The organism is Rhodococcus sp. JS3073 (genome assembly GCF_026810085.1).
GTDB classification, from domain to species: domain Bacteria; phylum Actinomycetota; class Actinomycetes; order Mycobacteriales; family Mycobacteriaceae; genus Rhodococcus_F; species Rhodococcus_F wratislaviensis.
Window position 1 is genome coordinate 978,012 of the sequence record NZ_CP113952.1, and the last position, 24,779, is coordinate 1,002,790.

Annotated in this window: 21 protein-coding genes, 1 pseudogene and 1 riboswitch; of the genes and pseudogenes, 12 read left to right on the forward strand and 10 right to left on the reverse strand. The window is 64.4% G+C overall.

From position 1 onward, the window contains the following. Window positions 1-28: 28 nt before the first annotated feature. Both purF and ilvD read right to left on the reverse strand, forming a co-directional pair. Complete coding sequence (purF, locus tag OYT95_RS42390) at window positions 29-1,636, reverse strand: amidophosphoribosyltransferase (RefSeq protein ID WP_268792501.1); 1,608 nt, start codon at window positions 1,634-1,636, stop codon at window positions 29-31. 1,344 nt (window positions 1,637-2,980) lie between these two features. Beyond that, window positions 2,981-4,636 (reverse strand): dihydroxy-acid dehydratase, encoded by a 1,656-nt coding sequence (gene ilvD, locus OYT95_RS42395; protein WP_268792502.1) that lies wholly within the window; start codon window positions 4,634-4,636, stop codon window positions 2,981-2,983. A 171-nt stretch (window positions 4,637-4,807) separates the two neighbouring features. Between ilvD and OYT95_RS42400 the strand changes: the two genes are divergently transcribed. Beyond that, window positions 4,808-5,488: a GntR family transcriptional regulator gene (locus OYT95_RS42400; protein ID WP_268792503.1), complete on the forward strand. Its 681-nt coding sequence runs from the start codon at window positions 4,808-4,810 to the stop codon at window positions 5,486-5,488. Between the two features lie 87 nt (window positions 5,489-5,575). On the opposite strand, the gene OYT95_RS42405 is transcribed toward OYT95_RS42400, so the two are convergent. From OYT95_RS42405 to OYT95_RS42430, 6 genes are all read right to left on the reverse strand, one after another. Next, window positions 5,576-6,028, reverse strand: a complete 453-nt coding sequence (locus tag OYT95_RS42405; RefSeq protein ID WP_268792504.1) for a GNAT family N-acetyltransferase — start codon at window positions 6,026-6,028, stop codon at window positions 5,576-5,578. A gap of 302 nt (window positions 6,029-6,330) precedes the next feature. Then, complete coding sequence (locus OYT95_RS42410) at window positions 6,331-6,675, reverse strand: cupin domain-containing protein (RefSeq protein WP_268792505.1); 345 nt, start codon at window positions 6,673-6,675, stop codon at window positions 6,331-6,333. A 363-nt stretch (window positions 6,676-7,038) separates the two neighbouring features. Continuing rightward, window positions 7,039-8,520: an aldehyde dehydrogenase gene (locus tag OYT95_RS42415; RefSeq protein ID WP_268792506.1), complete on the reverse strand. Its 1,482-nt coding sequence runs from the start codon at window positions 8,518-8,520 to the stop codon at window positions 7,039-7,041. A gap of 241 nt (window positions 8,521-8,761) precedes the next feature. Then, window positions 8,762-10,249 carry an amino acid permease gene (locus OYT95_RS42420; RefSeq protein WP_268792507.1) on the reverse strand — a complete coding sequence of 496 codons (1,488 nt, stop codon included), beginning with the start codon at window positions 10,247-10,249 and terminating at the stop codon, window positions 8,762-8,764. 250 nt (window positions 10,250-10,499) lie between these two features. Beyond that, on the reverse strand, window positions 10,500-11,909 hold the full coding sequence (locus OYT95_RS42425; protein WP_268792508.1) for an NAD(P)/FAD-dependent oxidoreductase: 1,410 nt from the start codon (window positions 11,907-11,909) through the stop codon (window positions 10,500-10,502). Between the two features lie 14 nt (window positions 11,910-11,923). Next, on the reverse strand, window positions 11,924-12,601 hold the full coding sequence (locus OYT95_RS42430; RefSeq protein WP_268792509.1) for an HAD family hydrolase: 678 nt from the start codon (window positions 12,599-12,601) through the stop codon (window positions 11,924-11,926). A gap of 190 nt (window positions 12,602-12,791) precedes the next feature. On the opposite strand from OYT95_RS42430, the gene OYT95_RS42435 reads away from it, so the two are divergent. Then, window positions 12,792-14,501 (forward strand): PucR family transcriptional regulator, encoded by a 1,710-nt coding sequence (locus OYT95_RS42435; RefSeq protein ID WP_268792510.1) that lies wholly within the window; start codon window positions 12,792-12,794, stop codon window positions 14,499-14,501. Window positions 14,502-14,646: 145 nt separating this feature from the next. Here OYT95_RS42435 and OYT95_RS42440 read toward each other — a convergent pair whose 3' ends face one another. Next, complete coding sequence (locus OYT95_RS42440; RefSeq protein WP_268792511.1) at window positions 14,647-14,826, reverse strand: hypothetical protein; 180 nt, start codon at window positions 14,824-14,826, stop codon at window positions 14,647-14,649. 24 nt (window positions 14,827-14,850) lie between these two features. On the opposite strand from OYT95_RS42440, the gene OYT95_RS42445 reads away from it, so the two are divergent. The 6 genes from OYT95_RS42445 to OYT95_RS42470 all read left to right on the forward strand — a co-directional run bounded on the left by OYT95_RS42445 (window position 14,851) and on the right by OYT95_RS42470 (window position 18,944). Beyond that, window positions 14,851-15,510, forward strand: a complete 660-nt coding sequence (locus OYT95_RS42445) for a hypothetical protein (protein ID WP_268792512.1) — start codon at window positions 14,851-14,853, stop codon at window positions 15,508-15,510. Window positions 15,511-15,642: 132 nt separating this feature from the next. Next, window positions 15,643-15,879 carry a hypothetical protein gene (locus tag OYT95_RS42450; protein ID WP_268792513.1) on the forward strand — a complete coding sequence of 79 codons (237 nt, stop codon included), beginning with the start codon at window positions 15,643-15,645 and terminating at the stop codon, window positions 15,877-15,879. A gap of 129 nt (window positions 15,880-16,008) precedes the next feature. Next, entirely contained in the window at window positions 16,009-16,443 is a 435-nt protein-coding gene (locus tag OYT95_RS42455; protein ID WP_268793300.1) for a hypothetical protein, read from the forward strand. Continuing rightward, on the forward strand, window positions 16,440-17,252 hold the full coding sequence (locus OYT95_RS42460; RefSeq protein WP_268792514.1) for a hypothetical protein: 813 nt from the start codon (window positions 16,440-16,442) through the stop codon (window positions 17,250-17,252). Before OYT95_RS42455 ends, OYT95_RS42460 begins: the two co-directional genes overlap by 4 nt. A 33-nt stretch (window positions 17,253-17,285) precedes the next feature. Further along, complete coding sequence (locus OYT95_RS42465) at window positions 17,286-18,032, forward strand: hypothetical protein (protein WP_268792515.1); 747 nt, start codon at window positions 17,286-17,288, stop codon at window positions 18,030-18,032. 54 nt (window positions 18,033-18,086) lie between these two features. Further along, entirely contained in the window at window positions 18,087-18,944 is an 858-nt protein-coding gene (locus OYT95_RS42470) for an abortive infection family protein (RefSeq protein WP_268792516.1), read from the forward strand. Between the two features lie 158 nt (window positions 18,945-19,102). Here OYT95_RS42470 and OYT95_RS42475 read toward each other — a convergent pair whose 3' ends face one another. After that, window positions 19,103-20,470 (reverse strand): pentapeptide repeat-containing protein, encoded by a 1,368-nt coding sequence (locus tag OYT95_RS42475; RefSeq protein WP_268792517.1) that lies wholly within the window; start codon window positions 20,468-20,470, stop codon window positions 19,103-19,105. 449 nt (window positions 20,471-20,919) lie between these two features. Between OYT95_RS42475 and OYT95_RS42480 the strand changes: the two genes are divergently transcribed. The 4 genes and pseudogenes from OYT95_RS42480 to OYT95_RS42495 all read left to right on the forward strand — a co-directional run. Next, window positions 20,920-21,582, forward strand: coding sequence for a hypothetical protein (locus tag OYT95_RS42480; RefSeq protein ID WP_268792518.1), 663 nt, complete (start codon window positions 20,920-20,922; stop codon window positions 21,580-21,582). Continuing rightward, complete coding sequence (locus OYT95_RS42485; protein WP_268792519.1) at window positions 21,579-21,935, forward strand: DUF3846 domain-containing protein; 357 nt, start codon at window positions 21,579-21,581, stop codon at window positions 21,933-21,935. Before OYT95_RS42480 ends, OYT95_RS42485 begins: the two co-directional genes overlap by 4 nt. A gap of 442 nt (window positions 21,936-22,377) precedes the next feature. After that, complete coding sequence (locus OYT95_RS42490; protein ID WP_268792520.1) at window positions 22,378-23,211, forward strand: enoyl-CoA hydratase; 834 nt, start codon at window positions 22,378-22,380, stop codon at window positions 23,209-23,211. Between the two features lie 60 nt (window positions 23,212-23,271). Then, a riboswitch (cobalamin riboswitch) is annotated at window positions 23,272-23,466 on the forward strand. Window positions 23,467-23,562: 96 nt separating this feature from the next. After that, a pseudogene (locus OYT95_RS42495) lies at window positions 23,563-24,651 on the forward strand (5-methyltetrahydropteroyltriglutamate--homocysteine S-methyltransferase); the annotation flags it as partial. Between the last annotated feature and the right edge of the window lie 128 nt (window positions 24,652-24,779).

Below are 24,779 nucleotides of genomic sequence, written 5' to 3' on the forward strand. Positions count from 1 at the left end.
CGTTCCTGGCGACGCCCGTGGTGGGTGGCTATACAGATGAGCAACAATCCTCCAAAGGGCGGCTGAGGGCGTTCGCGTTGTCGTTCTCCCGCGTCGCGGGACCGCCTGCCGCGCTCTCGAGCATTCCCTCGAGAACGTTCTTTCCGATCGACGTCTCCGTGGGGAGCGCGATGGGGTACGTGCCGTCGAAGCAGGCCGCGCACAGTCGTGTCGCAGGCTGCTCGGTCGCGGCGATCATGCCTTCGGTGGAGATGTAGCCGAGGGTGTCGGCGCCGATGGAACGGCGCACCCCTTCGAGCATCTCGTCGAAGCTGCCGGGTTCGCCACCGCCGCCCGCGCCGTTGGCGATCAGTTCGGCCGGCGAGGCGAAGTCGATGCCGTAGAAGCAGGGCCATTTGACCGGCGGCGACGCGATCCGGACATGGATCTCCAGTGCGCCGGCCTCACGGAGCATCCGGATGAGCGCGCGCTGGGTGTTGCCGCGGACGATCGAGTCGTCCACCACCACGAGGCGCTTGCCGCGGATGACTTCCTTGAGGGGGTTGAGCTTGAGGCGGATACCGAGCTGACGGATCGTCTGCGACGGCTGGATGAAGGTGCGGCCGACGTAGGCGTTCTTCATCAGACCCTGGCCGTACGGAATGCCCGACCCCTGCGCGTAACCGACCGCTGCGGGAGTGCCCGACTCGGGGACCGGGATGACGAGGTCGCCCTCGGCGGGGTGCTCGGTGGCGAGGCGACGGCCGATCTCGACGCGGGTGGAATGCACCGAACGTCCGGCGATGACACTGTCCGGACGGGCCAGGTACACGTACTCGAACACGCAGCCCTTGGGCTCGGGGTTCGCGAAGCGGGAGGAGCGGACGCCGTCGGCGTCGATGGCGAGCAGTTCGCCGGGCTCGATGTCGCGGACGAAGGACGCGCCGACGATGTCGAGTGCGGCCGTCTCGCTGGCCACGACCCAGCCGCGGTCCAGGCGTCCGAGGCACAGCGGGCGGATGCCGTGCGGGTCACGGGCCGCGTAGAGCGTGTGCTCGTCCATGAAGGTGAGGCAGAACGCGCCGCGCAGTGTCGGCAGGAGCTTCATGGCCGCCTGCTCGATGGTGCTGTCGGCGGCGGCGTGCGCGAGGAGGGCGCCGACGACGTCCGAGTCGGACGTGGCGCCGCCGGGGCGCTTGTCGTTGACCAGTCCGGCTTCACGGGCGCGCTGCGCCAGCTCCGCCGTGTTGACGAGGTTGCCGTTGTGCCCGAGGGCGATGCCGCTGCCCGCGGCGGTGGTGCGGAAGATCGGCTGCGCGTTCTCCCACGTGGTCGAGCCCGTGGTGGAGTAGCGACAGTGACCGACGGCGACGTGGCCCGGCATCGCTGCCAGGGTCTGCTCGTCGAACACCTGGCTGACCAACCCGAGGTCCTTGAAGACCAGCACCTGCGAACCGTCGGCGACGGCGATACCCGCCGCTTCCTGCCCACGGTGCTGCAGAGCATAAAGTCCGTAGTAGGTGAGTTTCGCCACATCCTCTCCCGGCGCCCAGACGCCGAAGACTCCGCATTCCTCGCGGGGCTCGTTCTCGTCCTCGTCGGACGGGTTCGAAGAGAGAAGATTAGGACTGTGGACCGACAGATCGGCTCTGGTCACCGGGGTGCTCCTAGGTATGTGGGTCGACGGACGCAGTCTGTATTGCGACCGTTCCGGTCTCGCGACGCAGGACGAGTACGACGGCCTGGCTAGCGCGTACAGATCACGAGAAGATGCCAGAGGTTTCGATCGTGCGGCGAATGCTCAGGAATCTCAGCTGCTGTGACCACACTTCTGACTGTCCAACGCGTCAGCAGCCAGGATGAGCGCAGCCGGAGCGATCGGCAATCCCGCTGCCGGGCTCAACGGTGCATGTTCTGGTTGTCTTGTCATGGGCAAGAGTCGTAGCCCGTCAGGGCGGATTCACGGGAAGCCTGGGAAGTCTTTCCGTGGAGCAGCTCGGCCTATGGGGGCGTCGCTCATGTGTTGCGATTGGCCTCATCAAGTCTGGGGTCGTTGTCCTGTGATCGAAGCATGAACGCTGTGTTGTCCGTTGTAGCGAACAACGTGTCCGAACGGTAGTCGGTCACTAGTGCGTCGTGGGATAAGCAACTTGACGGTCCTGGCTTCGGATACGAGCCAATGGAAGGTGCTGTTGCTCGTATGCACCGTCTCGCTGTGGATTGCGATCAAGCGCCGCTAGCGCAGATAGCCCGTAGACGAACTCACGGGAGGTGACGCCTTTCCGAAGTTGGGATACCTGGAACCCGACAGCTGCCGTTAGTCGGCATTTGTACTCGGTGATGTCGATTGCGAAGGCGGCGGTGATATCCCTCGGGGTGGGCCCACCGATCGGTTCCCAGAGAAGCGCGAAGTCGAGAATGTCGTTGTTACTACGGCTGTTCCACATTTCGCACTAATCTTTCCCGCCTGCGGACGGCGGGTATGTGTTTTTGACTTCCTGAACGATTTCGGACCGAGACCCGATCGGAAGTATCCCTCTTATATAGGCGTCGAAACGATCAGGTGACATTCCGAACTTGATGAAGATTTCGGATGCGGGTGCCCCGCCGTAGGGTGCCCAAGCGCGGGCCAAGGCGATCATGTCCCCAACTTCCGTGCGCGGGTTATCCTCGCGGCGAGCACGTTGACTCCGCTGATGGCGTCTCCGTCGGTAGTGTCGTATATCGTCCTCTGTGCCACGGTCTTCTTCAGAATGTGGCTGACTATTTGTGTCCAAAACTGTTCCTTGGCAGTCAATATCGATATTTGTGCTGTCGCAGACAATGGGACATCGTGCGGCACAGAGGATCTTCGTGATGGTGCCGGGAGAGTGGTTGTACATACCGGGCAGCCGGCACCATCACGAAGAAGGCTGTCGCAGGAGCATCGCTCACAACGACCTAGGGCTTCGTGGGGCGCGAGAAGAGTGTGAACCGGCCCGCGCCCCACGAAGAGCGCTAGTTAACGGGGCAACACGGCGCCCTGGTTTGCGGGTGCGACGTGCTGGGCGTAGAAGGATAGGTAGCCGCGGGTCACGTTCGGTTCCGGTGCGACGTAGGCGGCCCGGCGGCGGTCGAGTTCGGCATCGTCGACGGCGAGGTCGAGCCGACGTTCGTCGAGGTCGATGACGATCGTGTCGCCGTCCTGTACCAGGGCGATCGGACCACCGTTCGCAGCTTCCGGGCCGACGTAGCCGATGGCGGGGCCGTGGGAGGCGCCGGAGAATCGGCCGTCGGTGATGAGGGCGACGGTCTCGGACAGACCCATGCCGACGACGGCGGAGGTGGCGCCGAGCATCTCGCGCATGCCGGGCCCACCCTTGGGGCCCTCGTTGCGGATGATGATCGCAGTGCCGTCGGTGACCTCACCGGCGAGGACCGACATAATGGCATCTTCCTCGTTCTCGAAGACTTTGGCCGTGCCCTCGAACTGCCACATCGACTTCGCGACACCGGACGCCTTGACGACAGCGCCTTCCGGGGCGAGCGAACCCTTGAGGATGTAGATCGCCCCTTCTGGGGCGCGGGGGTCGGTCCGGGCGGCGAGCAGTTCCGGATTGGTGTTCTCAGCCTCGGTGGCGATCTCACCGGTGGTCTTTCCGGAGACGGTGATGGTATCCGGGTTGATCAGGTCGCCGAGTTCCTTCAGCACCGCAGGAACACCGCCGGCTTCGCCGAGTTCGGTGACTCCCCAGGGGCCTGAAGGGGCGAGTTTTGCCAGGGTGGGGGTTTCGCGGCCGATCTTGTCGATCAGATCGAAGTCGACGGTGACGCCTGCTTCCTTGGCCATGGCGATGAAGTGCAGCACGAGGTTGGTGGAGCCGGACACGGCCAGGGCCACGCGTAGGGCGTTCTCGAACGCTGCGGGGGTGAGGATGTCGCTGGGCAGGACGTTCTCGCGGAATAGGTCGACGATGCGCATTCCGGTGTACTTCGCGGTGCGGATCTGCTTGTTCGTCCCGCCGGCCAGTGTGCCCGAACCGGGCAGGGACAGGCCGAGCGCCTCGGTGTAGATACCGGCGGTGTTGCCGGAGGTCAGTGTGTCGCCGGCGCCGGGGCCGGGGAACAACTCGTCCTCCCAGTGCTTGAGGGTCTCTTCGGTGATCGCGCCGCGGATCGCCTCGCCCACACCGTCGTAGACGGTTTCGAGGAAGAGCTTCTTACCGCGGTACTCGCCGTACTTGGTCGGGCCGCAGTACAGAAGGATGGTGGGGATGTTCAGGCGGGCGGCTGCCATCACCATGCCGGGGGTGGGCTTGTCACCTCCGGTGAGCAGCACCAGCGCGTCGACTCCGTGTCCCTCGGCCATCAGCTCGATCGAGTCGGCCACGATATCGCGGCTCGGCAGCACGTACCGCATGCTGCGTGCGGCGAAGGCTTCGCTGTCGGTGACGTGGAAGGTGTTGAACTCGATGGGCGTTCCGCCGTTCATCCGCACACCGGCCTTGACGGCATCCGCGAGGGTGCGCAGATGGGCATTCTCCGGGGAGAAGTCCTGGTAGGTGTTCGCGATGAGGATGAGGGGTCGCTCGAGTTCCTCGTCGGTGAACCCGGCCCCCTTGATCCATGCCCGCTGCAGGGAACGCTGAATTCCCTCGAATTGGTCTTTGCTGCGCACGATTTCTCCTTTTGAACCGGCGCTCCGCGGCGCCGCGCTGTAATGCGTAACGTAATTAGACCAACGCTACGATCGGATTGTCAACAATCCGACCGTAAAATCGTAGGGTCGGTGCTACGATGAGGTGTCCCTGCAGCTCACGGCGCCCCGGCCGGAAAGGTTTGATTACAGATGGCGCTGGATAGTGCGTTCTTTGCCCCGGTGACGGCGAAATCGAGACCCGAGATGATCGCCGAACGCCTCCGTGCGGCGATCGCCCGTGGCGAACTGGCCTCCGGTAACCAACTCGCCGAAGCTGATCTCGCGCAGGCGTTCGGAGTCAGCCGCGGGCCGCTGCGCGAGGCCATGGCCCGGCTGGTCGCCGAGGGATTGCTGGTCACCCACCCGCACAAGGGGCTGTTCGTCGTCGTGCACTCCGACGCGGACGTCGCCGACATCTACGCGATGCGCACTGCCATCGAGAACCTCGCCGCCAAGCTGCTACTGAGCCGCGACGTCGACAAGGCGGTTCGCCGACTCAAACTCGCCTGCGAACAGATGCGCTCCGCCCTGCAGGCGGGCGACTACGCCGCGATGAGCGACGCCGACCACCTGTTCCACGCCGTGCTGGTCGAGGAATCGGGCAGCCCGAGACTGATTCGATCGGCGCAAACCCTGCTGGTGGAGACCCGGATGTGCCTGGGCCGGCTCGAGAGCAAGTACGAGTGGCCGATGGAGGCGGTCGACGAACACGTCGACATCGCCGAGGCTATCGCCAGCCGGTCACCTGAGGCGATCGAGGCGGCGATCACTGAGCACATGGAACGCGCAGCCCACCTGCTCACCACCGGGGCACCCGTTCTGCACACCTGATTGGTGACGCGACGGCCCTGGAGTGCCGCGACATATCCAAGTGAAATAACAGGCGCCTACCCGGCAGGCGCGTGAGCCGGGCAAGGGCTACAGTCCCAGCTTGAAGCCCTCGTGTGACTGGGCGTACCCGAGTGCGCGGTAGAACCGGTGCGCGTCCGCACGCTCCTTACCGGAGGTGAGCTGGGCGAGGACGCACCCCCGCTCACGGCCGCGCGTGCGGGCGTACTCCATCATCAGGCGCCCGATGCCTCGTCCGCGCACACGGCTATCGACGCGGACAGCCTCTATCTGCAGCCGCGTCGCCCCATTGCGTGAGAGGCCGGGGACGAAGGTCAGCTGCATGACGCCGACGACCTCGTCGTCGAGTTCGGCAATCACCAGTTCGTCATTCGCGCTCGCCTCGATGGCGTCGAATGCGCAAATGTGTGCGTCCCCGAACTCGCCGGTGCCTTCCGCCGCGAATACATCATCCGCAATCAGTTCGACGATCCGTGGTAGGTCGACACGGTCGGCCTTCCGGAAGACAACCCGATCACGCATTGGGGCATCGCCCCGAACCGACCCGCACACGGCGAGTCCATCTTTGAGATCGTCGCTGGTCCGCAGGTCCACGGCGTCCATCCTCCTCAGGCCGGGCGTCAAATCTGTGCCGGTCGCCGGTGGCGCGCCCAGCGCTCAACCAATGCTCGATGTCATCGCCCGTCTCGGCGCCACCGAACATGGCAAGGGGCTGAGGCATTCGTTCACCTGAAGCTCGAGAAGCGGCGCTATGGCTGGGGCGCCAGGTACGTCGAACCCCCCGCAGCCGGATCGCCCGCGGGGGTTCACCCGAAACATATTCGCTAACTGAGGTAGACCTTGCGCAGCGTCTCGGTCACCGTCCACACCGTCGCGGCCCCCGCCTCGAGCCGTGCGACGTCACCTGGCCGGAGCTGCATGGCGGCCGTCCCGTCGGCGAACTCTACGGTGGCCGAACCGGACAGCACTACGAACACCTCGTCGACCTCGACGTCGCTCATGACCCCGGGGGTCATCTCCCAGAGACCGATCTTGATGTTCGAGAAGGTGCCCAGCCGAGTAGTCCCGGTCCGAGGGCCGCCGTCGATCGACTGGTCGGACGCCACGGGCTGTGGATCGAGGTCATGGTCGGCGGTGCGGATTGCGTTGTTGAAGCTCAGCTGGTTCATGGTCTAGCCTCCTGCGGCGATCGAAGCAGTTCCGTTGGTCGAACATGGACTGGCCGGGAACGTCGCCGATGCCGCCGACGTCGACGTTGCCCAGCCCTCGGTGTGACGGCCGACGATGTTGACCAGATTGTTCAGCGCACGCCGGTGTCCTGCGGTATTCGGGAGTGCAGAAACTGCTCCTCCATCACATGCCCGGTAGATGCGGCATGTGATGCAGCGCGAACGGTTGCCGTGGCCAGGGCATCGATCGTCGCCTGGGTGGGGTGTTCGCGATGTTTCATCTGTTGGTATCGCTGCCTGCCAGCCGCTGATCGGGCACTTCCGACCCGATCAGCGGACTGCCGAAGGGATGAGAACGGCGTATCACCGACAGCTCAATCTGACCCAGATCGTTTTGAGCTCGGTGTACTGGTCGAACGCCTCCAAGCCCTTGTCACGACCGCCGAAACCGGACTGACGGTATCCACCGAACGGGGTGGTGATGTCGCCCTCGCTGTAGCCGTTGATGCCGACGGTGCCGGCTTTGACGGCGCGCGCCATCCGTACTGCGACATCGATGTCCTTCGACCATACGGTGGCGCCAAGTCCGTATGTCGTATCGTTTGCGATCTCGATTGCCTCGGCTTCCGACTCGAACGGTACGACACATACGACAGGTCCGAAGACTTCCTCGCGCGCGATCGCCATGTCGGGGGTCACGTCGTCAATAACCGTGGCGGGCACATAGTTTCCGCCACTTTCGGCATTGATTGCTTCACCGCCGGTTCTGATCCGGGCGCCGTCCGATCGGGCTCGTTCGATGTAGCCGACGACGCGATCTCGCGCAGAGGGCTCGATCAGCGGACCAATCTTGGAACTGCGATCGAGGGGATCACCAGCAACCCAGGTCTGCGCGACGCCCACCAGCAGGTTGGTCAGTTCGTCCTTGATCGAAGCGTGAACGAGGATACGAGACCCCGCAGTGCAGTTCTGTCCGGCATTCGTAAACGCCGCGAAGGCCAGGTCCTCCGCTACCGTCTGTAGGTCGGCGCTCATGTCGGGCATCACGATTTGTGGACTCTTGCCGCCGCATTCAAGAACGATCTGCTTGAGATTGCTCTCGGCTGCGTACTTGAGGAACAGGCGACCGACCTCGGTTGATCCAGTGAAACTCACCATGTCGATATCGTGGTGCAGTCCGAGTGCTCGTCCTGCAACCTCGCCCAGGCCGGGAACCACGTTGAACACCCCGTCGGGGATGCCGGCCTCCTGAGCAAAGTCGGCGAGGCGCAGAGCGCTCAGCGGCGACTGCTCCGCCGGCTTGATGACCAGTGAGTTACCCGCAGCAAGGGCGGGAGCGACTTTCCATGCCAGCATGGTCAGTGGATAGTTCCAGGGCAGAACCGCGGCAACGACACCCACCGGTTCTCGGACGATCAGCGCCAGGTTGTCGGGTGAGGTTGGCGAGGTCTTACCGAACACTTTGTCGATGGCCTCGGCGTACCAGCGGAGGCACTCCACTGCTTCGGGAAGCGCGTGCTCTTCACAATCGGTCAGTGTTTTTCCCGCATCCACGGCATCGAGAAGAGCGAGCTCGGTCGCATTGTCCTCGATGAGTGCTGCGAATTTGAGCAGGATTCTCTTTCGTTCTGCTGAAGGAAGGTGGCGCCAGACTCCGTTGTCGAAGGCGCGGCGCGCTGCGCGGACAGCATCATCAATGTCGGCCGTCCCGCAGGCCGTTACGGATGCAATAGCCGTGCCGCTGGAAGGAGCAAACGTCGTGAACCGCCCTCCGTCGGAGGCATCGACGAACTTTCCGTTGATGAAAGCCTGATTTCGGGTCACGTCAAGTCCCGCAATAGTCATATGAAAGTCCTTGTATTGACAGAGTTGCTCAGAAACTGGTGGTGGCGGGGAGCTAGTTGCGGCCGGCATCGACGAAGCATGAACTCACCCTTGTCCGCTGCGGTGATCGGGAGTAGCTCTCTTCTGAGAGCCCCTGGGTCGACACCAACCCTGGCACGAGCCCCGACAGTGTGGGATCCCTACGCTGTCGTCCGTCGACCAGGATTGGTGTGCGACGAATCATCGAAGGTGATGACACTCGTCAGGCTGTCGGGCCACTGCCGAGAGGTGCAGTCGGCCGATCCGACGGTGCGTCGGCTGGTGGACGACGAGTCTGCTCCTGACAGATGTCAGGATCTAACGCGCAGTGCCCCTTGTACCTCCGGCTCTTCACGAAGTAGATCGCCGACAGGACGGCCCAGACGGCGATGCCCTGCAGAAGTTCAATTCGGTTTCCGGGGCGAAGGCCCATCATCACCAAGATCCCGATGATCGACAGTGTGACCAGAATGGGTAGAACGGGATAAAGCCACATCTTGAAGCGGAGCAGTTCGGGGGCTTCCCTCTGCCATCTACGGCGCAGAATCAGTTCCGATACGCAGATCATCAGATAGACAAACAGGGTAATCGCGCCTGCTGCGTTGAGGAGGAAGACAAAGATGGTATCCGGGAACATGGCGGCAAGGAAGATGCACACGTAACCCACTGCGGTGCAGGACAAAACACCCTGAGCGGGCACCCCACGCTGATTAATGCCCGTCATGAATTTCGGTGCGTCGCCGCTGCGCCCGAGACCCAACAGAACCCTCGACGAGGTGTAGAGGCCGGTGTTGAGAACCGAGAGCACGGTTACGAGGATTACGACATCGAGGAACCGTGCCGCCATGGGAAATCCCATCACTTCCAGGGCAGTCACAAACGGCGAGTCTCCGGGGACGATCTGGTCCCAGGGAACCACGACGACGATCAGAAATGTCGACACCACGAAGAATGCAAGTACGCGAAAGACGACGGAGTTCACGGCCCGGCCGATCGCTCGTGCTGGTTCGCTGGATTCTGCCGCTGCGATGGTCACGACCTCAGCCCCGGTCATCGAGGTGATGACCACCACCACGCCTGCCAGCAACGCAGCGGCCCCCTGGGGGGTGAGTCCGCCATATGCATGGAGGTTGGAGAAGTCGGGGCCGTCGGGGCCGCGGCCGGGCCATAGACCGAGCACGTACACGGATGCGGCGATGATGAAGGCGATGATGACGTAGACCTTGAGGCTGGCAAACCAGTACTCAACCTCCCCGAAGTTGGAGACCGACAGCAGGTTGAGACCTGTCATCACCATCAACAGACCGAGGGCGATCAACCAGACGGGCAGCACCGGTATCCATTTGTGGATTATCTGGCCGCCGACCACAGCCTCGAACCCGACGATGATCACCCAGAAGTACCAGTACAGCCATCCGGTCGAGAATCCTGCCCAGTTCCCCATTGCCAACCGCGCATAGTCGGTGAAGGAACCGCTGGAAGGTTTCGCGGCCGCCATCTCGCCGAGCATCCGCATGACAAACAAGATGAGCAATCCCGCGAGGGCGTAGGTGACGAATGTCAGCGGTCCGGCCTGGTTGATGATGGCACTGGAGCCGACGAACAGGCCCGCTCCGATGACCCCCCCGAGCGAGATCATCGACAGTTGGCGTTGCTTCAGAATGTTTTTCAGCTGGTTCGAACTGGCAGAGCCGCCTTGGGCGCCTTCCATGACAGCCACCTCCGGGGTGATCGTATTGAAATAGGTTGGCCGTCAGCGATACGCCCGCTGACAACGTCGAATAGGACAGGTGTGAGCACCTCGGTACGGTGCTTTCCCGATTTCATGTTTGAGCCGTTCTCTTGAACTCTTCACGACGTTCGTGACGACGGCGGGGCCGTCGTTGTCGTGACGGGTGTTCCGTAGTTGTTCGGCGTCGGCCGGCACGGTTTCGCACCTGCTCGGCCGACGCCGGGGAAGGTCAGGGGAAGGGCATTCGAGCGACGCGGCTCGCGGCTCGGGCGATGGGCGAGGTTGTAGCACGGCCTTTCGCCTCGTGTCGGTCAGCCAACCAGAACGCCCGATGCACCATGCGCGACCCGAGCCAACGGATCGGTTCTGGCTCCCAGTTGGGGGATATGTGGCCCACCCAGGGCGCCCGGGTCAGGGACGTTTGCTTTCCGAGAATGAGATCACGCATCGTGCGTGCGGCGAGGTTGGTCGTCGCAACTCCGTGCCCGGAGTAGCCGCCGGCCCAGCCCAGTCCCGTGTCGGCGTCGAGTTGAATCGACGCGGACCAGTCGCGTGGCACGGCCAGATTGCCGGACCATGCGTGAGCGACCCGGACTTCGCTCAAGTGCGGGAACACTCTGATGAGTGTCCTCCGAAGGACTTCGACGGTCTTCGGGGATATCTCGCCATCGCCGTCCAGTCGGGATCCAAACCGGTACGGGGCTGGCTCCTCGGACCCGATGGCAATGCGGTTGTCCTCCGTGCGCTGCGCGTAGCAGAACATGTGGGCTGCGTCCGCCAGGGTCTCGCCGCCGTTCCACCCGATCTCCTGCCACGCCGCGTCCGAAATCGGCTCGGTGACAATCATTGAACTGCTGATCGGAAGGACGCTTCGACGCTGGCCGGGTAGATGCGCGGAGTATGCCTCCGTCGCCTGAACCACCCAGCGGGACCGGACGCTCCCGCGACCGGTAATCGCCTGCCCCGGCCGAATTCTCAGGACCTCCGAATCCTCATAGATCGTGACTCCGAGGCGCTCGACGACCTCGCTCAATCCTTGTACTACTCGTCCCGGGTCCAGGCGAGCGCAGTGCGGGTTGAAGTACCCCAGTAGTGCACCGTCCACGTTTGCACGCCGCCGCAACTCGGCACTCGACAGGATCTCGACGCCCTCGGTACCCCAGGTGTCGTCAAGCCTCTTCAGCTCCCGCAGGCGTGCGGCCTGTGCGGGAAGCCGTGCCACCCGCAGTGTCCCGCCCTTCTGGGCGCCGGCCTCGATGTTGTTGTCTTCGATGACGGACATGAATTCGTCGACGGTCGCGTCCATCTCGTGTTGGAGGCGGACCACCGCCTCTCGCCCGTGGGTCTGCGCCATCCGCTCTCGGGATCCCGGCAACAGCCCGGAAACCCAGCCGCCGTTTCGCCCGGAGGCACCATACCCAGTGAACTTCGCCTCCAGAATGCGCACATCCAGATCGGGTCGTTCACGCTTGAGGTAGTACGCCGTCCATAGCCCGGTGAGGCCTCCGCCGACAATGCATACATCGGCGGACTGTGTATCTGCTAACGCAGCGCGACGGGGACGTTGTGTTTCTCCCGCGGCATACATCCAGTGGGAGACGCGGCCGTTGAGGCCGGTCTGCTCCGAGGTTCGCTCCATGATTTGTCCTCTACTCAGACTCGAACGCTGGCCAGGGTCGCGGGGAGAGCCGACAGATCTTTGATCTCGTCGTACGGCGCGAAGGCTGCGCTGCCCGGTTGACCGTGCCGGTTGACCCAGACACGACGCAGGCCGGGGAACTTGTGGGTCGGCATGATGTCCTCCGGCCAGCCCTGGGCGACATGCGTCATCTCATTCACACCGCGCCCGAACTGCCTGTGGGCGTACTCGAAGGCTCGCAGTGATGGCTTGTAGGCACCCGACTGCTCCGCTGTAATGACGTACTCGAAGACATCGCCGAGCTTCCTGACACTGGGCACGATCAATGCGTCCTCGCTGTTTGTGATGATCGCCAGGTCGTATGTCTCGTGCAGTTCGGCGAGAACACCCGGCACCTCTGGGAAGGGCTCATAGGTCGCCAACGCTGCGACGAGAAGCTCACCATCACGGTTCGTGTACTCCAGTCCGTGCATGAGCATCGCTGCGTGGAGAGATCGGCACAGGATCTGACTCAACGGGCGGAACTCGTGCACAGTGCCTTGGAAGGACATCGCTTCGAAGTCCAAGAGCAAGCGCTCGATATCGCCGTCTACGGTTTGCAGTCTGTCACCCACAATGTCGGTTACAGTCCGGTCGGTATCGAAATCGATCAGCGTCCCGTAGCAATCGAACGTAATCAGGGGCCGCGGCATTCTTAAACTCTCCTTGACTCGTAACTCTCTGCGGACGCGTCAAGCACGCGCCGCGATAAAGTTGTGGGTGGTGGGCAGTAGCGGGCCGGTCACTCTGGTGTGCGCGCTATCACCACAAGAAGAGTCTGTCGCTCGGGGTTGACTGCCTCAAGACACATACTGACCCGAACCGAGACGGGATATGGACACAATGTCAACCGGAGCAGGCGGTCAGCCCTCACCATCGGCATCCGCTGCGCAACGCCGCCCATCCGGCGAATGGCAGAACGGGACACCGGTGGGGGCGGGCCTGACAGTTCGCGAACTGCTCGACCTGCCGGAGCTGCGCGTGGCCGCACCTGATGTCCTGGCCGGCGCAGAAAATTTGGATAATTCAGTCCGATGGATCCAGATCGGTGCACGGATCGACGTGGTCGACTGCTTGTACGGCGGTGAGCTGATCCTCAGCACGGGTGCTTCGCTGCGCGCGTGTGGCCCGGACTATGGCGCATTCGCACGCGACCTTCACGCCGCAACAGTCGCCGGTCTCATCGTCGAGCTGGACAGCGAGCTCCGCCAGATGCCCGAGGATCTTGTGACAGCTGCTGCCATCGTGGGATTGCCTGTGATTGCGCTTCGAAGAGAGATCCGATTCGTCGCGGTAAGTGAGGCCGCGCTCTCACTGATCGCGAACCGTCAGCATGATGACCTCGCCTTGGTTGCACAGGCACAAGACACCCTGCTCGAACTCTGCGCCACAGGGGCGTCCATCCAAGATCTACTCGACGCATGCGGCGAGATGATGGGGGCACCACTCGTCCTTGAAGACATGAACCACCTCGTGCTTGCGCTCTACGATGCCGGACTTCCGGCTGTCGAACTATTGCAGGATTGGCAGTTGCGCTCCGCGCGGGTCGCCTGCGACCTGTTACCCGGTCAGCCGGGCCCCGAGAACTGGCTCACTGCCAACCTTGACCAGGACCTCGGACTGGGTCGGTTGATCTTGCTGGCTTCGGCAACGCCAACCGCGGCGCAGTCGAAGTTGCTGCAGTTCTGTGCCAGGGCAATCGCGGTGCTCGAGCATGCAAAGGCGCCCGGGCATCGTTCGCACGCGACCTCGCACGCGAAGGCCCGAATCCTCTCGGACATCATTCACCGCGACTACATTGCCCCTATGGCGATCTACGCCCGCGCTCAGGCGAGCGGGGTGAACCTCAAGGGTTCCTTGTTGGTCCCAATCGTGGTCTCGCTGCACCCTAGTGGGTCGAATGAGCCCGATGTGGCCGATGCGCTGATCGGACCGGCGGCCGTGAAACTCGGTCAGGGCGCACTTTCGAGTCCGTTGACGCCAGGACGTCATGCGCTGCTGACCGCGTCCTCATCCCAACGGGATTGGGAGCAGCACATCGCCGTCTTCGCCAAGGAGGTTCGCGATCGCGGCCAGAGACTCGGACTCCATGCCGTGGTTGCGGTCCCCGAACCTGTCACGAAGCTCGAGGATGTTCCGCAAGCCATTGTCGAGGCGCAACTGATCGCGGATGCCGCGCAAGCATCCGTAGAGAACGTGGACTACCACACCTGGGCCACGGTAGGACTTCCCGGAGTCCTCGCCCTCCTCACAGACCGAGCGGTCCTGCGGGCATACGCTCGGCGCCTGCTTCAACCACTGATTGCGAGTGACGAAAAGCGAGATGGGCAGCTGGTGGACACCCTGCGGTGCTATCTCGACCATCGCGGCAATAAAGTCGCCACCGCCCGAGATATGCACATCTCGAGGCAAACTCTGCACGACCGTGTACGAACCATCGAGCGTCTGTTGGCCGTCAGTTTGAACGACGGCGAGACGTGCACCTCACTTCATCTCGCGACGATCATGTTGGACGTCATGCACCGGATGGGCATGGACTTCACCTCGAGATAGCGCCCGATAACTGTTGCGGGCCATGACGTTGTAGGCACCGGGCAGAGCGTGGACTGGACGGCCCTTCCGGCGCAGGACGAGAAGTACCACCAACTCGTTCGCCGGGCCATCGAGCCTCCATACGCCCAGGTCTGCGCATGCGGACTCAGACCGTAGCGCGCCGGAAGACCTTGGCCACGATGAGCGGCTCGAACCGCATTGCGATAGGAATAGACGCCGGCGTGGCCGCGATGTCGGCGACGGCGCTCGGACCGGCTTTCGCCGACGGTGCCCGCAGACCACGCAGCACGTTCAGGTCTAGGCCGGGGTCCGGTGCGTTCACCACAGTTGGCAGGTTACGGTGCCGCCCATGACCATTGCCGCCCCCGTCGATGTGGTGTGGGCTGCGTACACCGCCGCCGTCGGGATTCCGGACGTGGCCGGCGCACCCGATACCCGGGCGGCTGGGTGCGCGCGCTGCGGCCTGACCACTGCGGTGATGAGCCCGGTCGGGCAGGTCGTATCACGGCGGTTCACCGGGTACGAGTTGTGGACGAACCTGGCCGGCCGCAGCCTGTGCGAAGTATGCGTGTGGGTGTATCGGCACCGGGCACTGCGCACCGAGGCCCACATCGTCACCGAGAATCCCGCGACCCTGCGATCGGCGGACCCCTCACTGCTACACCAGGTGCTCTCCACCACGATTGACCCGGACACGGCGGTGATCGTGCCGCTACGGCCCGGCCGCAAGCACATGCTCCCGGACGCACGTTGGGGCATGGTCACGGTCGACGACACCCACCTGAAGTGGCAGGCCGACGACGCCGCCCGCCTCGAGGTGATGCGCCGGCTCCGCGGCCATGGGTTCACCGAGACCATGCTGGGGGACGATGCCCCGCGCTACGCGGTACTGCGCCGCCTCCCCGCGGACGAGTGGCCACGGGTTTTCGACGACTGGCCCCGACTGACCCCATGGCGCCGTGCGGGCCCGTGGTGGGAGGTCGGGCTGCGCGCCACCCGACAGGCGTAGACCGCCACTCCGATGGCCTGTTTCAGCAGTTCAGGGCATCAAGAGCGGCTGTCCGGGGCAGGGGTGGAGAACCCCTCCGCTGAGGTATGGGCGATGCAACCCGGCATCACCGACTCCCAGAGGAGTTCCCACATGTTCGAACTCGTTATGTCCACCGCCCTCGGCGCCGCTTCGGTCGGCCTCCGCGTTCAGGAACACCGGTGCGGCCGCGCACTCGCCCGCTACCACGCGCTCCCCGTCGATTCGGCAGCGCGACGCAGTATCAGCGAGAATATGATCCGGGACGCGTACTGGGCCCAGTTCTACGTGTTCCTGATCGGTGTCGGAATGCACACGATCATCCTGTCCGCCTTCATCTGGATGCAGTAGGGCAGCGTCCGCAGACCTCGCACAGGTCACACTGTCGCGGTGGCCGGGGTGACGACGACAGCCCCGGCCACCGACGCCCGGTGGACTCGAGAAAACACCACGAGTTCTCTAGGATCTGCGGTGATGAATATGTCGGGGGAGAACGAACTTTCAGTGACCGACCGCTGGCTGGCCGCGGTTCCACAACTTCCGGCGCTGACCGACCCCGCCGCGCAGGTGGCGGAGCGGTTGGTGTTGTTGCTGCACTACGGAATCGACTGGTCGGAGCGCAACTGGGTGGCTGGTCGCCGCGGCGACTACTGGGACAACCTGCTGCCCACCAGGGTCCGGTTGGCCACCTACAACAGCATCAACCTGCACCAGTGGTGGACCGCCTCCGCGGCCCGGCTCGGCTCGGCTCCGCGCACCGACGAACAACGCTCCGAGCTGGCAATCCTGCTCACGAGCGAGGCGCGGCCGGTGCTGCAGGTGATGCGCGATCAGACTTCCGCGCTGACGTTGCGGACGAGGATCGTGGCCGACGCGGTCCGTGCCGCCCGCACCGAGCACGGGTTGGCGTCGTGACCGTGTCTCGGGTGTGGGAGATCGAGATGACCGCGAAGTCCCCGATCTCGCACCGTGGGGAGCTGATCGGCACCACCGCGATCGGCCGGCGCATGAAGATTCTGCAGCCGGACGGGTCGGTGGAGCTGGTCCCGGTGATCTCCGGCAACTCCTTCCGTGGGGTGCTGCGCCGAATCGGCGAGGAACTTCTACGCGACGTCCTGGGCTACGAGGGCCAGCTGCCGTTGGCGGTCGCGCACACCCTCCGCAACGGCGGCGCGATCGTGAAAACCCAGGCGGAGCCGATCACCGGCCGCCGCCTGCACCAACTTCGCGAGCTGATCCCGCAGCTGAGCGTGTTCGGCGGCGCCATCGGCGCGGCCCCGATCGACGGCTGCCTGCGCGTCGGCCACGTGGTGCCGATCGTCACCGAAGCCACCCCGATCCTGCGCCGTACCTACGAGGGGCCGATCCCGTCCCGGTTCGACATCGAAGCTCTCGAGTCGTACTCACACCTCGACGACGTGACCGCCGGCCACGCCGGCACCACCGTCGACCCGAATGCTGGGACGGGTGGGTCAGGATCGCCGGTGATGCGGTACGACCTCGAAACCCTCGCCGGGCACGCGGTTCGAATCGTGGGTGCAGCTGAACCGAGGCAGCGACCTCGACCACGCCTTTACCGCCGCCGTCCTGGCCGAGTTCACCCGGTCGGGCTGGCTGGGCGGTCGCACCGGGATCGGGCACGGCCAGATCGCCACCACACTCACCGCACCCACCGGAGGTGGCCCGGTGGTCGATTGGCGGGAGATCGTCGCCTCCCGGCGTGATGAGGCCCTGGAAACCCTGCTCTCACTCCCGGCATGATCCTTCAGAGCGCTGCGGGGATGGTGCCGCTAGTCGTACGGGCGAGAATGGCCGCGGGTGTTGCGCACGGGGTGCCGTGGGGGATCAGCCTCGACGGGCTCCTCGCTTCGGAGATCCGGGAGAACACCAAGGCCGCCGCGCGGGTGGCCGGCATCGATTACACCCCCTACAGCCTCGACGCAGTGCCGGAGGACCTGGACCTGCCGCTGGCCCGCTGCTCCGGCGACGGCGACGGCGGATGGCATTGGGCGGCGACATTCGCCTACCCGGAGGACGAGGTCCCGGGGCCGCACGTGCAGTACTGGTCCGCCCGACCGGATCAGCAGGCCATGGACCAGATGTCGGCGCAGTTGCCGGCGTTGGTGTCCGAACGCCAGGGCCGCTACCGCTCGCGGGTGATGCCACTCCCACTGACCGTCTGCCGGAACCTTGTCTGGCGCGCCGTCGGCGACCCAATCGCCGTCGCCGAGCTACTCGCACCAATCATGTCGATCGGGAAGAAACGCGGCGCCGGGCACGGCCACATCCTGTCCTGGGAGATCACCGAACACCAGAACGCCGATCCGTCGGAGTTCGCGCACCTGCACCCCGACGGCAGCCTCGGCCGCACCGCACCCGCGTCCTGCCTGCACGACCTCGGCGACGTGCATACCGGGGGCGAGGGGCAGATGGGGTTGCGGCCGCCGTACATGCACCCAGCTCGTCGCTGTCGCGTTGCACTCCCGGAGAACGGCATGGGGTAGCGGATCCGTTGGGCCTTTCAGGCTCGCCACCGGCGGGTCGCTACAGTCGCCTCCGTGTCCAGCACTCTTTCGCCACAGACCATTCGCACGCTGCTCGATATCTTCGCCGCCGATTGGTCCGTGAGGACGATCGAGGAAGCTTTCATCGACGCCGGCATCGATCCGGTAACCGAAGGGCTCGCGCCGGCCGAGTCGGGCGTACGCCGCACCTGTGCCCGCCAGTACCTCCATAGCCTCGATCTCACGAAGCCCGAAGACTGTCTTCGCGTACTTCCGATCTTCGAGCAGGTGCTGGACACGCTGACCACATGGAACGACGAGCCCGACCCAGCGAAAACACGGTTGATCAAACAGCTGCAACGCGATGGATTCGAGCGCCTCGACGACGGAACGATCCGTCCGGCGGGAAATCTCACGATTGCGGCTCTACCAGCCGAAGTGGTCGACGAGGAGGTTATCCGAGCCCACCTCACACGACTCGAACGCGGAATGGAAGACGACCCCGCGGTAGCGATCGGATCGTCGAAGGAACTGATCGAGTCGGTGTGCAAGCTGGCCCTCAAACATCTCAACGAGGAGTACGACGACCGCGCCGAGATACCCGCGCTAGTTAAGCAGACGCTCAAGGCCCTTCGACTTCACCCCGACACGGTGGCTCCGACCGCGCCGGCCGCCGACACCATCAAACGCATTCTCGGTTCGCTGTCCGCACTTGCGATCGGTGTCGCTGAGCTTCGGAACGAACTTGGTACGGGTCACGGCCGCGCCGTTGTGCACTCATTGTCGGCGCGGCACGCTCACCTGTCCGTCGGTGCGGCGACCACATTCGCCCGGCTTCTCCTCGAGACCCTCGAAGACCCGGCTGCCCCCTGGAAGACCACTACTGACGCTGCAGCACAGCCCGGCCAATAGCGCCGGTGGTGCCGGCCTGCGGCGCCGGATCACGATTACACGCCGTACCGCATCTACCGGCGGTACCCCGCTTGCCGGGCGAGCGCGTGTCGATCGATGTGTGCCGACTGGTCGAATGCTGACCTTGATTGGGGGTGCGCAGGGTGTCCGAGGAGTGTTTACGGAGTTGGTGGCTGGAATCCTTCGGGCCACTTCGTTCCCCGATAGATGGCATCGGAGAGGTTCACCCCGCGGAGGTCGGCCCCGCTCAGGTCCGCCCCGCTCAGGTCCGCCCCGCTCAGGTCCGCGTTCTCCAGCGCGGCGTCAGTGAGTTTCGCATCCTTCAACGAAGCGCGAATGAGCTTGACCGCACCGCCTTTCGCGCCCGACAGGTTCGCCCCGTCGAGGTCGGCACCGGACAGGTTTGAATATTCAAGTACTGCGTTCGTCAAGTTGGCGCCTGGTAGCCATGCGCCTTCCAGATTCGTACTCGTCAGGTCTTTGCCTGCAAGGTCAGCGTCCTTCATCCGTGCGCGTGAGAGCTTTGCGCCTTGCAGGACCGTGCCGGTCAGCGTCGCGCCGGTGAGATCAGCGCCCTCGAGGTTGGTGGGTTGAAGAAAGGTGACCGCTTCTTGAAATGAGCCATCGGGAAGCTTCGCGTAGAAGGTGTACCGAACTCCGCCCATACGCGCTCGGGTCAGATCAACGCCAAATAGTTTCGCGCGCGACAGGTCGGCGCTGGTCAAGTTCGTGTCGGTGAGATTTGATCCCGATAGATCGATCCCGCTCATTTGCGCGCTCAGAAGTCTGGCTCTCGCCAGGTTCGCGCCGGCGGCCACCGAACCAACGAGGTATGCCCCGGTCAAGTCTGTATCTGCCAGGTTCGGGCGAACAAACGAAATAGCTGAGAGGTCGGAATGTGCCATGTCGTAGGTCATCCCCTTCCACTCTCCAGCGCGGTGGTCGCTCAGAATCCGGACGATCGTTTCGCGGACGGAACCGTCTACGCCCGAAATAGCGAGGTGGTCTTCGTCCCCCTCGTCATATGTCTCGTTCGGCTCGGCGAGGTACCCGGTCAAGACGTTGATGCAGACCTGGCACTCACCTGGGTTTTCGATCGCCAGCCAGTCGTTGGCGAGCGACGCCATGGCAAAGACACCCGAGCGGCGAATGGTGGGACTGTCGTGGGCAAGTTGACCAGTAGCGGTGGTAAATCGACTACGAAGATCGCGATCGGTTTCCCTCGAATGCTGTCTGTCGCTCTCTTCTTGGCGTGTTCGTAGGTCTTCTTTGTTCCGGATCGTTTCAGCTGACCGTTGGCGTTCGCCGTTGTAGAACGCGAGTGCTCCAGCGGCAAGTGCCGCCATACCGGCAATTACCGTGGCGAAGGGTTGACCAGCGCCTTTCCAGAAGCCGTCCCATCCGTGCACCCACGCCAGCAGCGCGAGGATCCCCATCGTGATGATCGCGATGACGATGACCACGAATGCGATCTTGACCCACTGGATCGCTGGTGTCTGGCCCGTATCCACTTCGTCCTCGCTCATCTGTCCGTGGATCTCCTCAGCTCTGGTTGGGTATGCCGCTTGCTCCATCTTCTGCGCCCTGCCCGTCAGGGCGGTACATCAGGTCGCCGCTCATTGGGTTCATCGGCGCGCGCCGATGCGCACTGGCTGCCCGGCGAACCCATTTCTCCTGGTCGGCCACCTACCCATCCCGTGCCCCGGCACGGGATGGGTAGGTGGCGTTTTGGGGCTCTGGGGGCTTGATTTCGAGGTGTTTTTGTGAGCGGAGTACTACTCGAATTCTTTTGTTGTGCAGCGTGTTTCGGGTTTTTTGTGTCGGTGGGGTGGGTTATGTTTTCGGTGTCCCAATTGATGCAGGGCGGAGGGGGTTGACCACCCTTCCGCTCCGGTGAGCCCGGGTGTTGTCCGGGGGTTTGGAGTTGTGATGTCTGTGGACGTTGCAGTTGTCGAGAACGTGACGAGCGGGGCGGGTGTGGCCGCCCCTGCCGGTGTTCCCGGCGGATAGGGTGTTCGTCGAGGTGCGTGAGGGTGAGGCGTGGACGGCTGGCTGGCTGGTCGCGGACCGCACCGATGTGGCGGCGTTGTCGGTGAACGGTGTCGCCGAGGACAAGCGTCTGGTGTCGGTGGCGTTGGTGCCGCTCTCGCCGGATGCGTCGGTGTGGCAGGGGCGGGTGCGCCCGGATCAGGTGGTGGTCGCGTCGTTGCAGCGCCCGGTGCCGGTGTGGTGGGAGCGGCTCGCCACGTCGTTGGCGGAGGCGATGCGCGATCGCCGGGAGGTGGCGTGGCTGCGGGAGCACCTGCAGGCCAACCAGAAGGCGCACGCGGATTGGGTGGAGCACATCGCGAAGGACGCGGGTACCTGGGCCGATGAGAACAACTTGTGCAGTGAGTTCGATCGGTTCATGGAGGAGCACGGGCTGCCGCCGCGCAGTCGGGAGTTCAGGGTCGAGGCTTTGGTGACGATCACCACGAAGGTGTCGGTGCCGGTGCCGGTGTCGGCCCGGTCCGAGGAGGTCGCCGAGGACGAGGTGGACGGGGAGGTGCTGGCGCGGGCGCTGGGCCGCCGGATCGGTGGATTCCGCCGTCACGGCCTGGACCTGCGTGAGTACACGGTGACGGAGGTGCAGGCATGAGCGCCGCCAGCACGTTGACCGCGCAGGCGGTGCGGATCGGTGTGGACGGGCGCCTGGAGGTGATCGACCTCGGGGCGGGGGAGAGCACTGGGGCGGCGATCCGGTCGGCGATCGGGTGCCGTTGGTTCGACGTGGTGCGGCTGGGCCGGGATCTGGATATGTGGGTCGACGACGAGGGCGCAATCCAGGCCGATGCCCAGGTCAATCTGATGGCGACGGCGATTGCGCGCGCCCACGGGGCGATCTGGCAGCCGTTCTGCGGGGCCGTGGTGTTCGCGGCCCATGACGGTAACGGAGCGACCGTGGGTCTGTCTGCCAACGATACCTCTGCCAACTATTGTCAAACATATTGAAAACCAACATAGTTAGGGTATTGATGGGGTGGAGCGGAGGCCTGGGGGCGCGGCAACGGATCGCAACCCCTGTGAGCGCGTAGCGACTCGCCCCGTTTCTCGGCGCGGAGCGTCGGGAGCAGCGCCGCAGTCCTCTGGCCGCATCGGTTCGGGTGTGTGCGGCGTTGGTGTTCGAAGGTTCAACGTGTACCGATCCCTCCGTGGTCCGCGCGACAGTCCGAGGAGTGGCGTATCCGTTTCGGCCAGAGCGGTGTTGGTGGGCGGCGCCAAGGTGTGTCGTTGTCGGAGTCGCGATGTTGCAGCGTTCACAACGGAAGTGTGTTGGTTTTGCAAAAGTACTCACATGCAACATCGTTCGGTTAATTGAGAGTTGCCGTAGCGTCGGAGGCGGAGCGGACGAACCGCGGCCAATTTCGGGACCACGGATCATGGTGAGGACGCGATGACGATGACGACTGAGTTGATCACGAGTGGCCGGACATCGTCGTGTTCGGAGTCGGGCGCCGCGGCCGGCGAGGTGCTCGTTCGGGTCGCGGGTGGGGTCGTGACGGCGACGTTCAACAGGCCGGACAAACTCAACGCGTTGACGCCGGGGATGTACGAGGATCTCGGCCGTGTGTGCGACCGGGTGAATGCGAATACTTCGGTGAGGTTGTTGGTGTTGCGGGGTGCCGGTCGTGCGTTTGCGGCGGGGTCGGATATTGCGCATTTCCGGTCCTTCGTCGGCGGTGAGGACGGGGTGGCGTACGAGGACCGGTTCGTGTCGTTCCTCGAAATCTTGGAGGGGGTGCGGGTGCCGACGCTCGCGGTGGTCGACGGTGCCTGTGCCGGCGCGGGCCTGCTGCTGGCCGCAGCGTGTGATGTTCGGATCGCGACCGCGCGATCGTATTTCGGGTTGCCGATCGCCCGCACCCTGGGCAATGCCCTCTCCGCATATCCACTGGCACTGCTCGCCGACCGGATCGGATCCGCCCGGCTGGCGTCGATGGTGGCGCGGGCGAAGATGCTACCGGCCACCGAGGCCGCGGAGATCGGGTTCGTCGCCGAGGTCACCGGCCCCGACATATTCGACGACCTGGTGGCGGAGGTGACGAGCGAGCTCCTCGCGGCGGCGCCGTTGACGGTGGCCTCGACCCGAGAGGTGCTGCGCCGCATCCGCGTCGCGGGTTTGCCAGAGTCCGCGGATCTGATTCGCGTGGTGTACGGCAGCGCCGATTTCCAGGCCGGGGTGGCGGCGTTCCTGCGGGGCGAACGTGCGGTGTGGTCGGGCACTTGAACAGCGCGGGTGGGCACCCCACAGGTCGGTGGTGGTCTCGCATTCTCACCCGGCGTCGAAGCACACCGCACCCTCGTGGGTTCGGGGTGTGAGAGGGAACCCGGTGAGATTCCGGGACTGTCCCGCAGCGGTGGGTGGGAACGATCGCCGTGATCATGCACTGGGCATTTGCCTGGGAAGCGACAACCAGTAGGTCCGGTGAATGTGTGCCGGGTGTCCGCGAGCCCGAAGACCTGCCTACTGTGATGGGCACGCCGTGCCCGTCGGTCCACCGCCTTGGGGAATGGATGTGTAGCCTGCTCGCCGCGCAGCATGATGATGTTTTCTGGGGCTCGAGAGGTGTACTCGTTTCTGCCGGTTGCCGCCCGCCCCGTGATCGTCGGCCCGGTGACGTTCCTGCTGCTGTCGAAGGTCGTCGGCTCGGACGCACCCCTGCTGGAACGCCTCGACGAGGTCGTGCCGCTGTATGCGGACCTGCTCGGTCGGCTCTACAACGCCGGCGCCGAGTGGGTGCAGATTGACGAACCTGCCCTGGTCGGGGACCGCTCACCGGAGGCGATCGCGGCCGCCAAGCAGGTTTACGACCAGCTGTCGGCGGTCAGACCCGGCCGACGATCCTGCTGGCGTCCTATTTCGGCAGTCTCGGTGACGCCCTCCCGGCGATCGCGGCCACCGACGTCGAGGGGATCGCGGTCGATCTGGTCGCCGGATCCGACACCCTCGGTTCGGTTCCCGAGCTGACGCGCAAGCACATCGTGGCCGGGGGTCGTGGATGGTCGCAACATCTGGCGCACCGACCTCGAGGACGCGCGCTCGGGACGCTCGACGCCCTCCCGGGCAGCACCGGATCGGTGGCGGTGTCGACGTCGTGCTCGCTGCTGCACGTCCCGTACACCCTCGATGCCGAGAAGGCGTGGACAAGGCGCTGCGGTGGTGGTTGGCATTCGGGACCGAGAGGGTCCGCGAGGTCGCCACTCTCGCCACCGCACTGACGGCGGAGGAGGAGTTCATATTGGCGTGGGCGGCGGCGTCGACCCGCGCCACCGACCCGCGGCTGCGCGATGGCACCATCCGGGCCCGGCTGGAATTGATTCTCGCCTCGGATCCCGGCCGTTCCCCGGCGGATCAGCGCCGCCGCGCTCAGTCCGGGCTGGAGTTGCCGCTGTTGCCGACCATGACGATCGGCTCCTACCCACAGACCAGGGCGATCCGGGTCGGCCGGGCGGCACTGTGGAAGGGGAAGATCGATGACGCCGAGTACCTGAAGCGGATGCGGTCGGAGGTCGCGGATGTTGTGGCGTTGCAGGAGGAACTCGGGCTCGATGTGCTGGTGCACGGCGAGCCGGAACGCAACGCCACGGTGTGCAGTACTTCGCCGAACAGTTGGGCGAGTTCTTCGCCACCGAGAACTGGGTGCAGTCCTACGGGTCCCGGTGCGTCGGTGTCACTTGTGATTCCTTCGCCGCGACCCGAACTCCGGGTTTCACTGGACAGTGATGAGGGCGCAGTCTTCCGGTGGTGCGGTCGGTGACCTTCGCCGCCTCGGGCGGGCAGGTCGTCATCCCGAC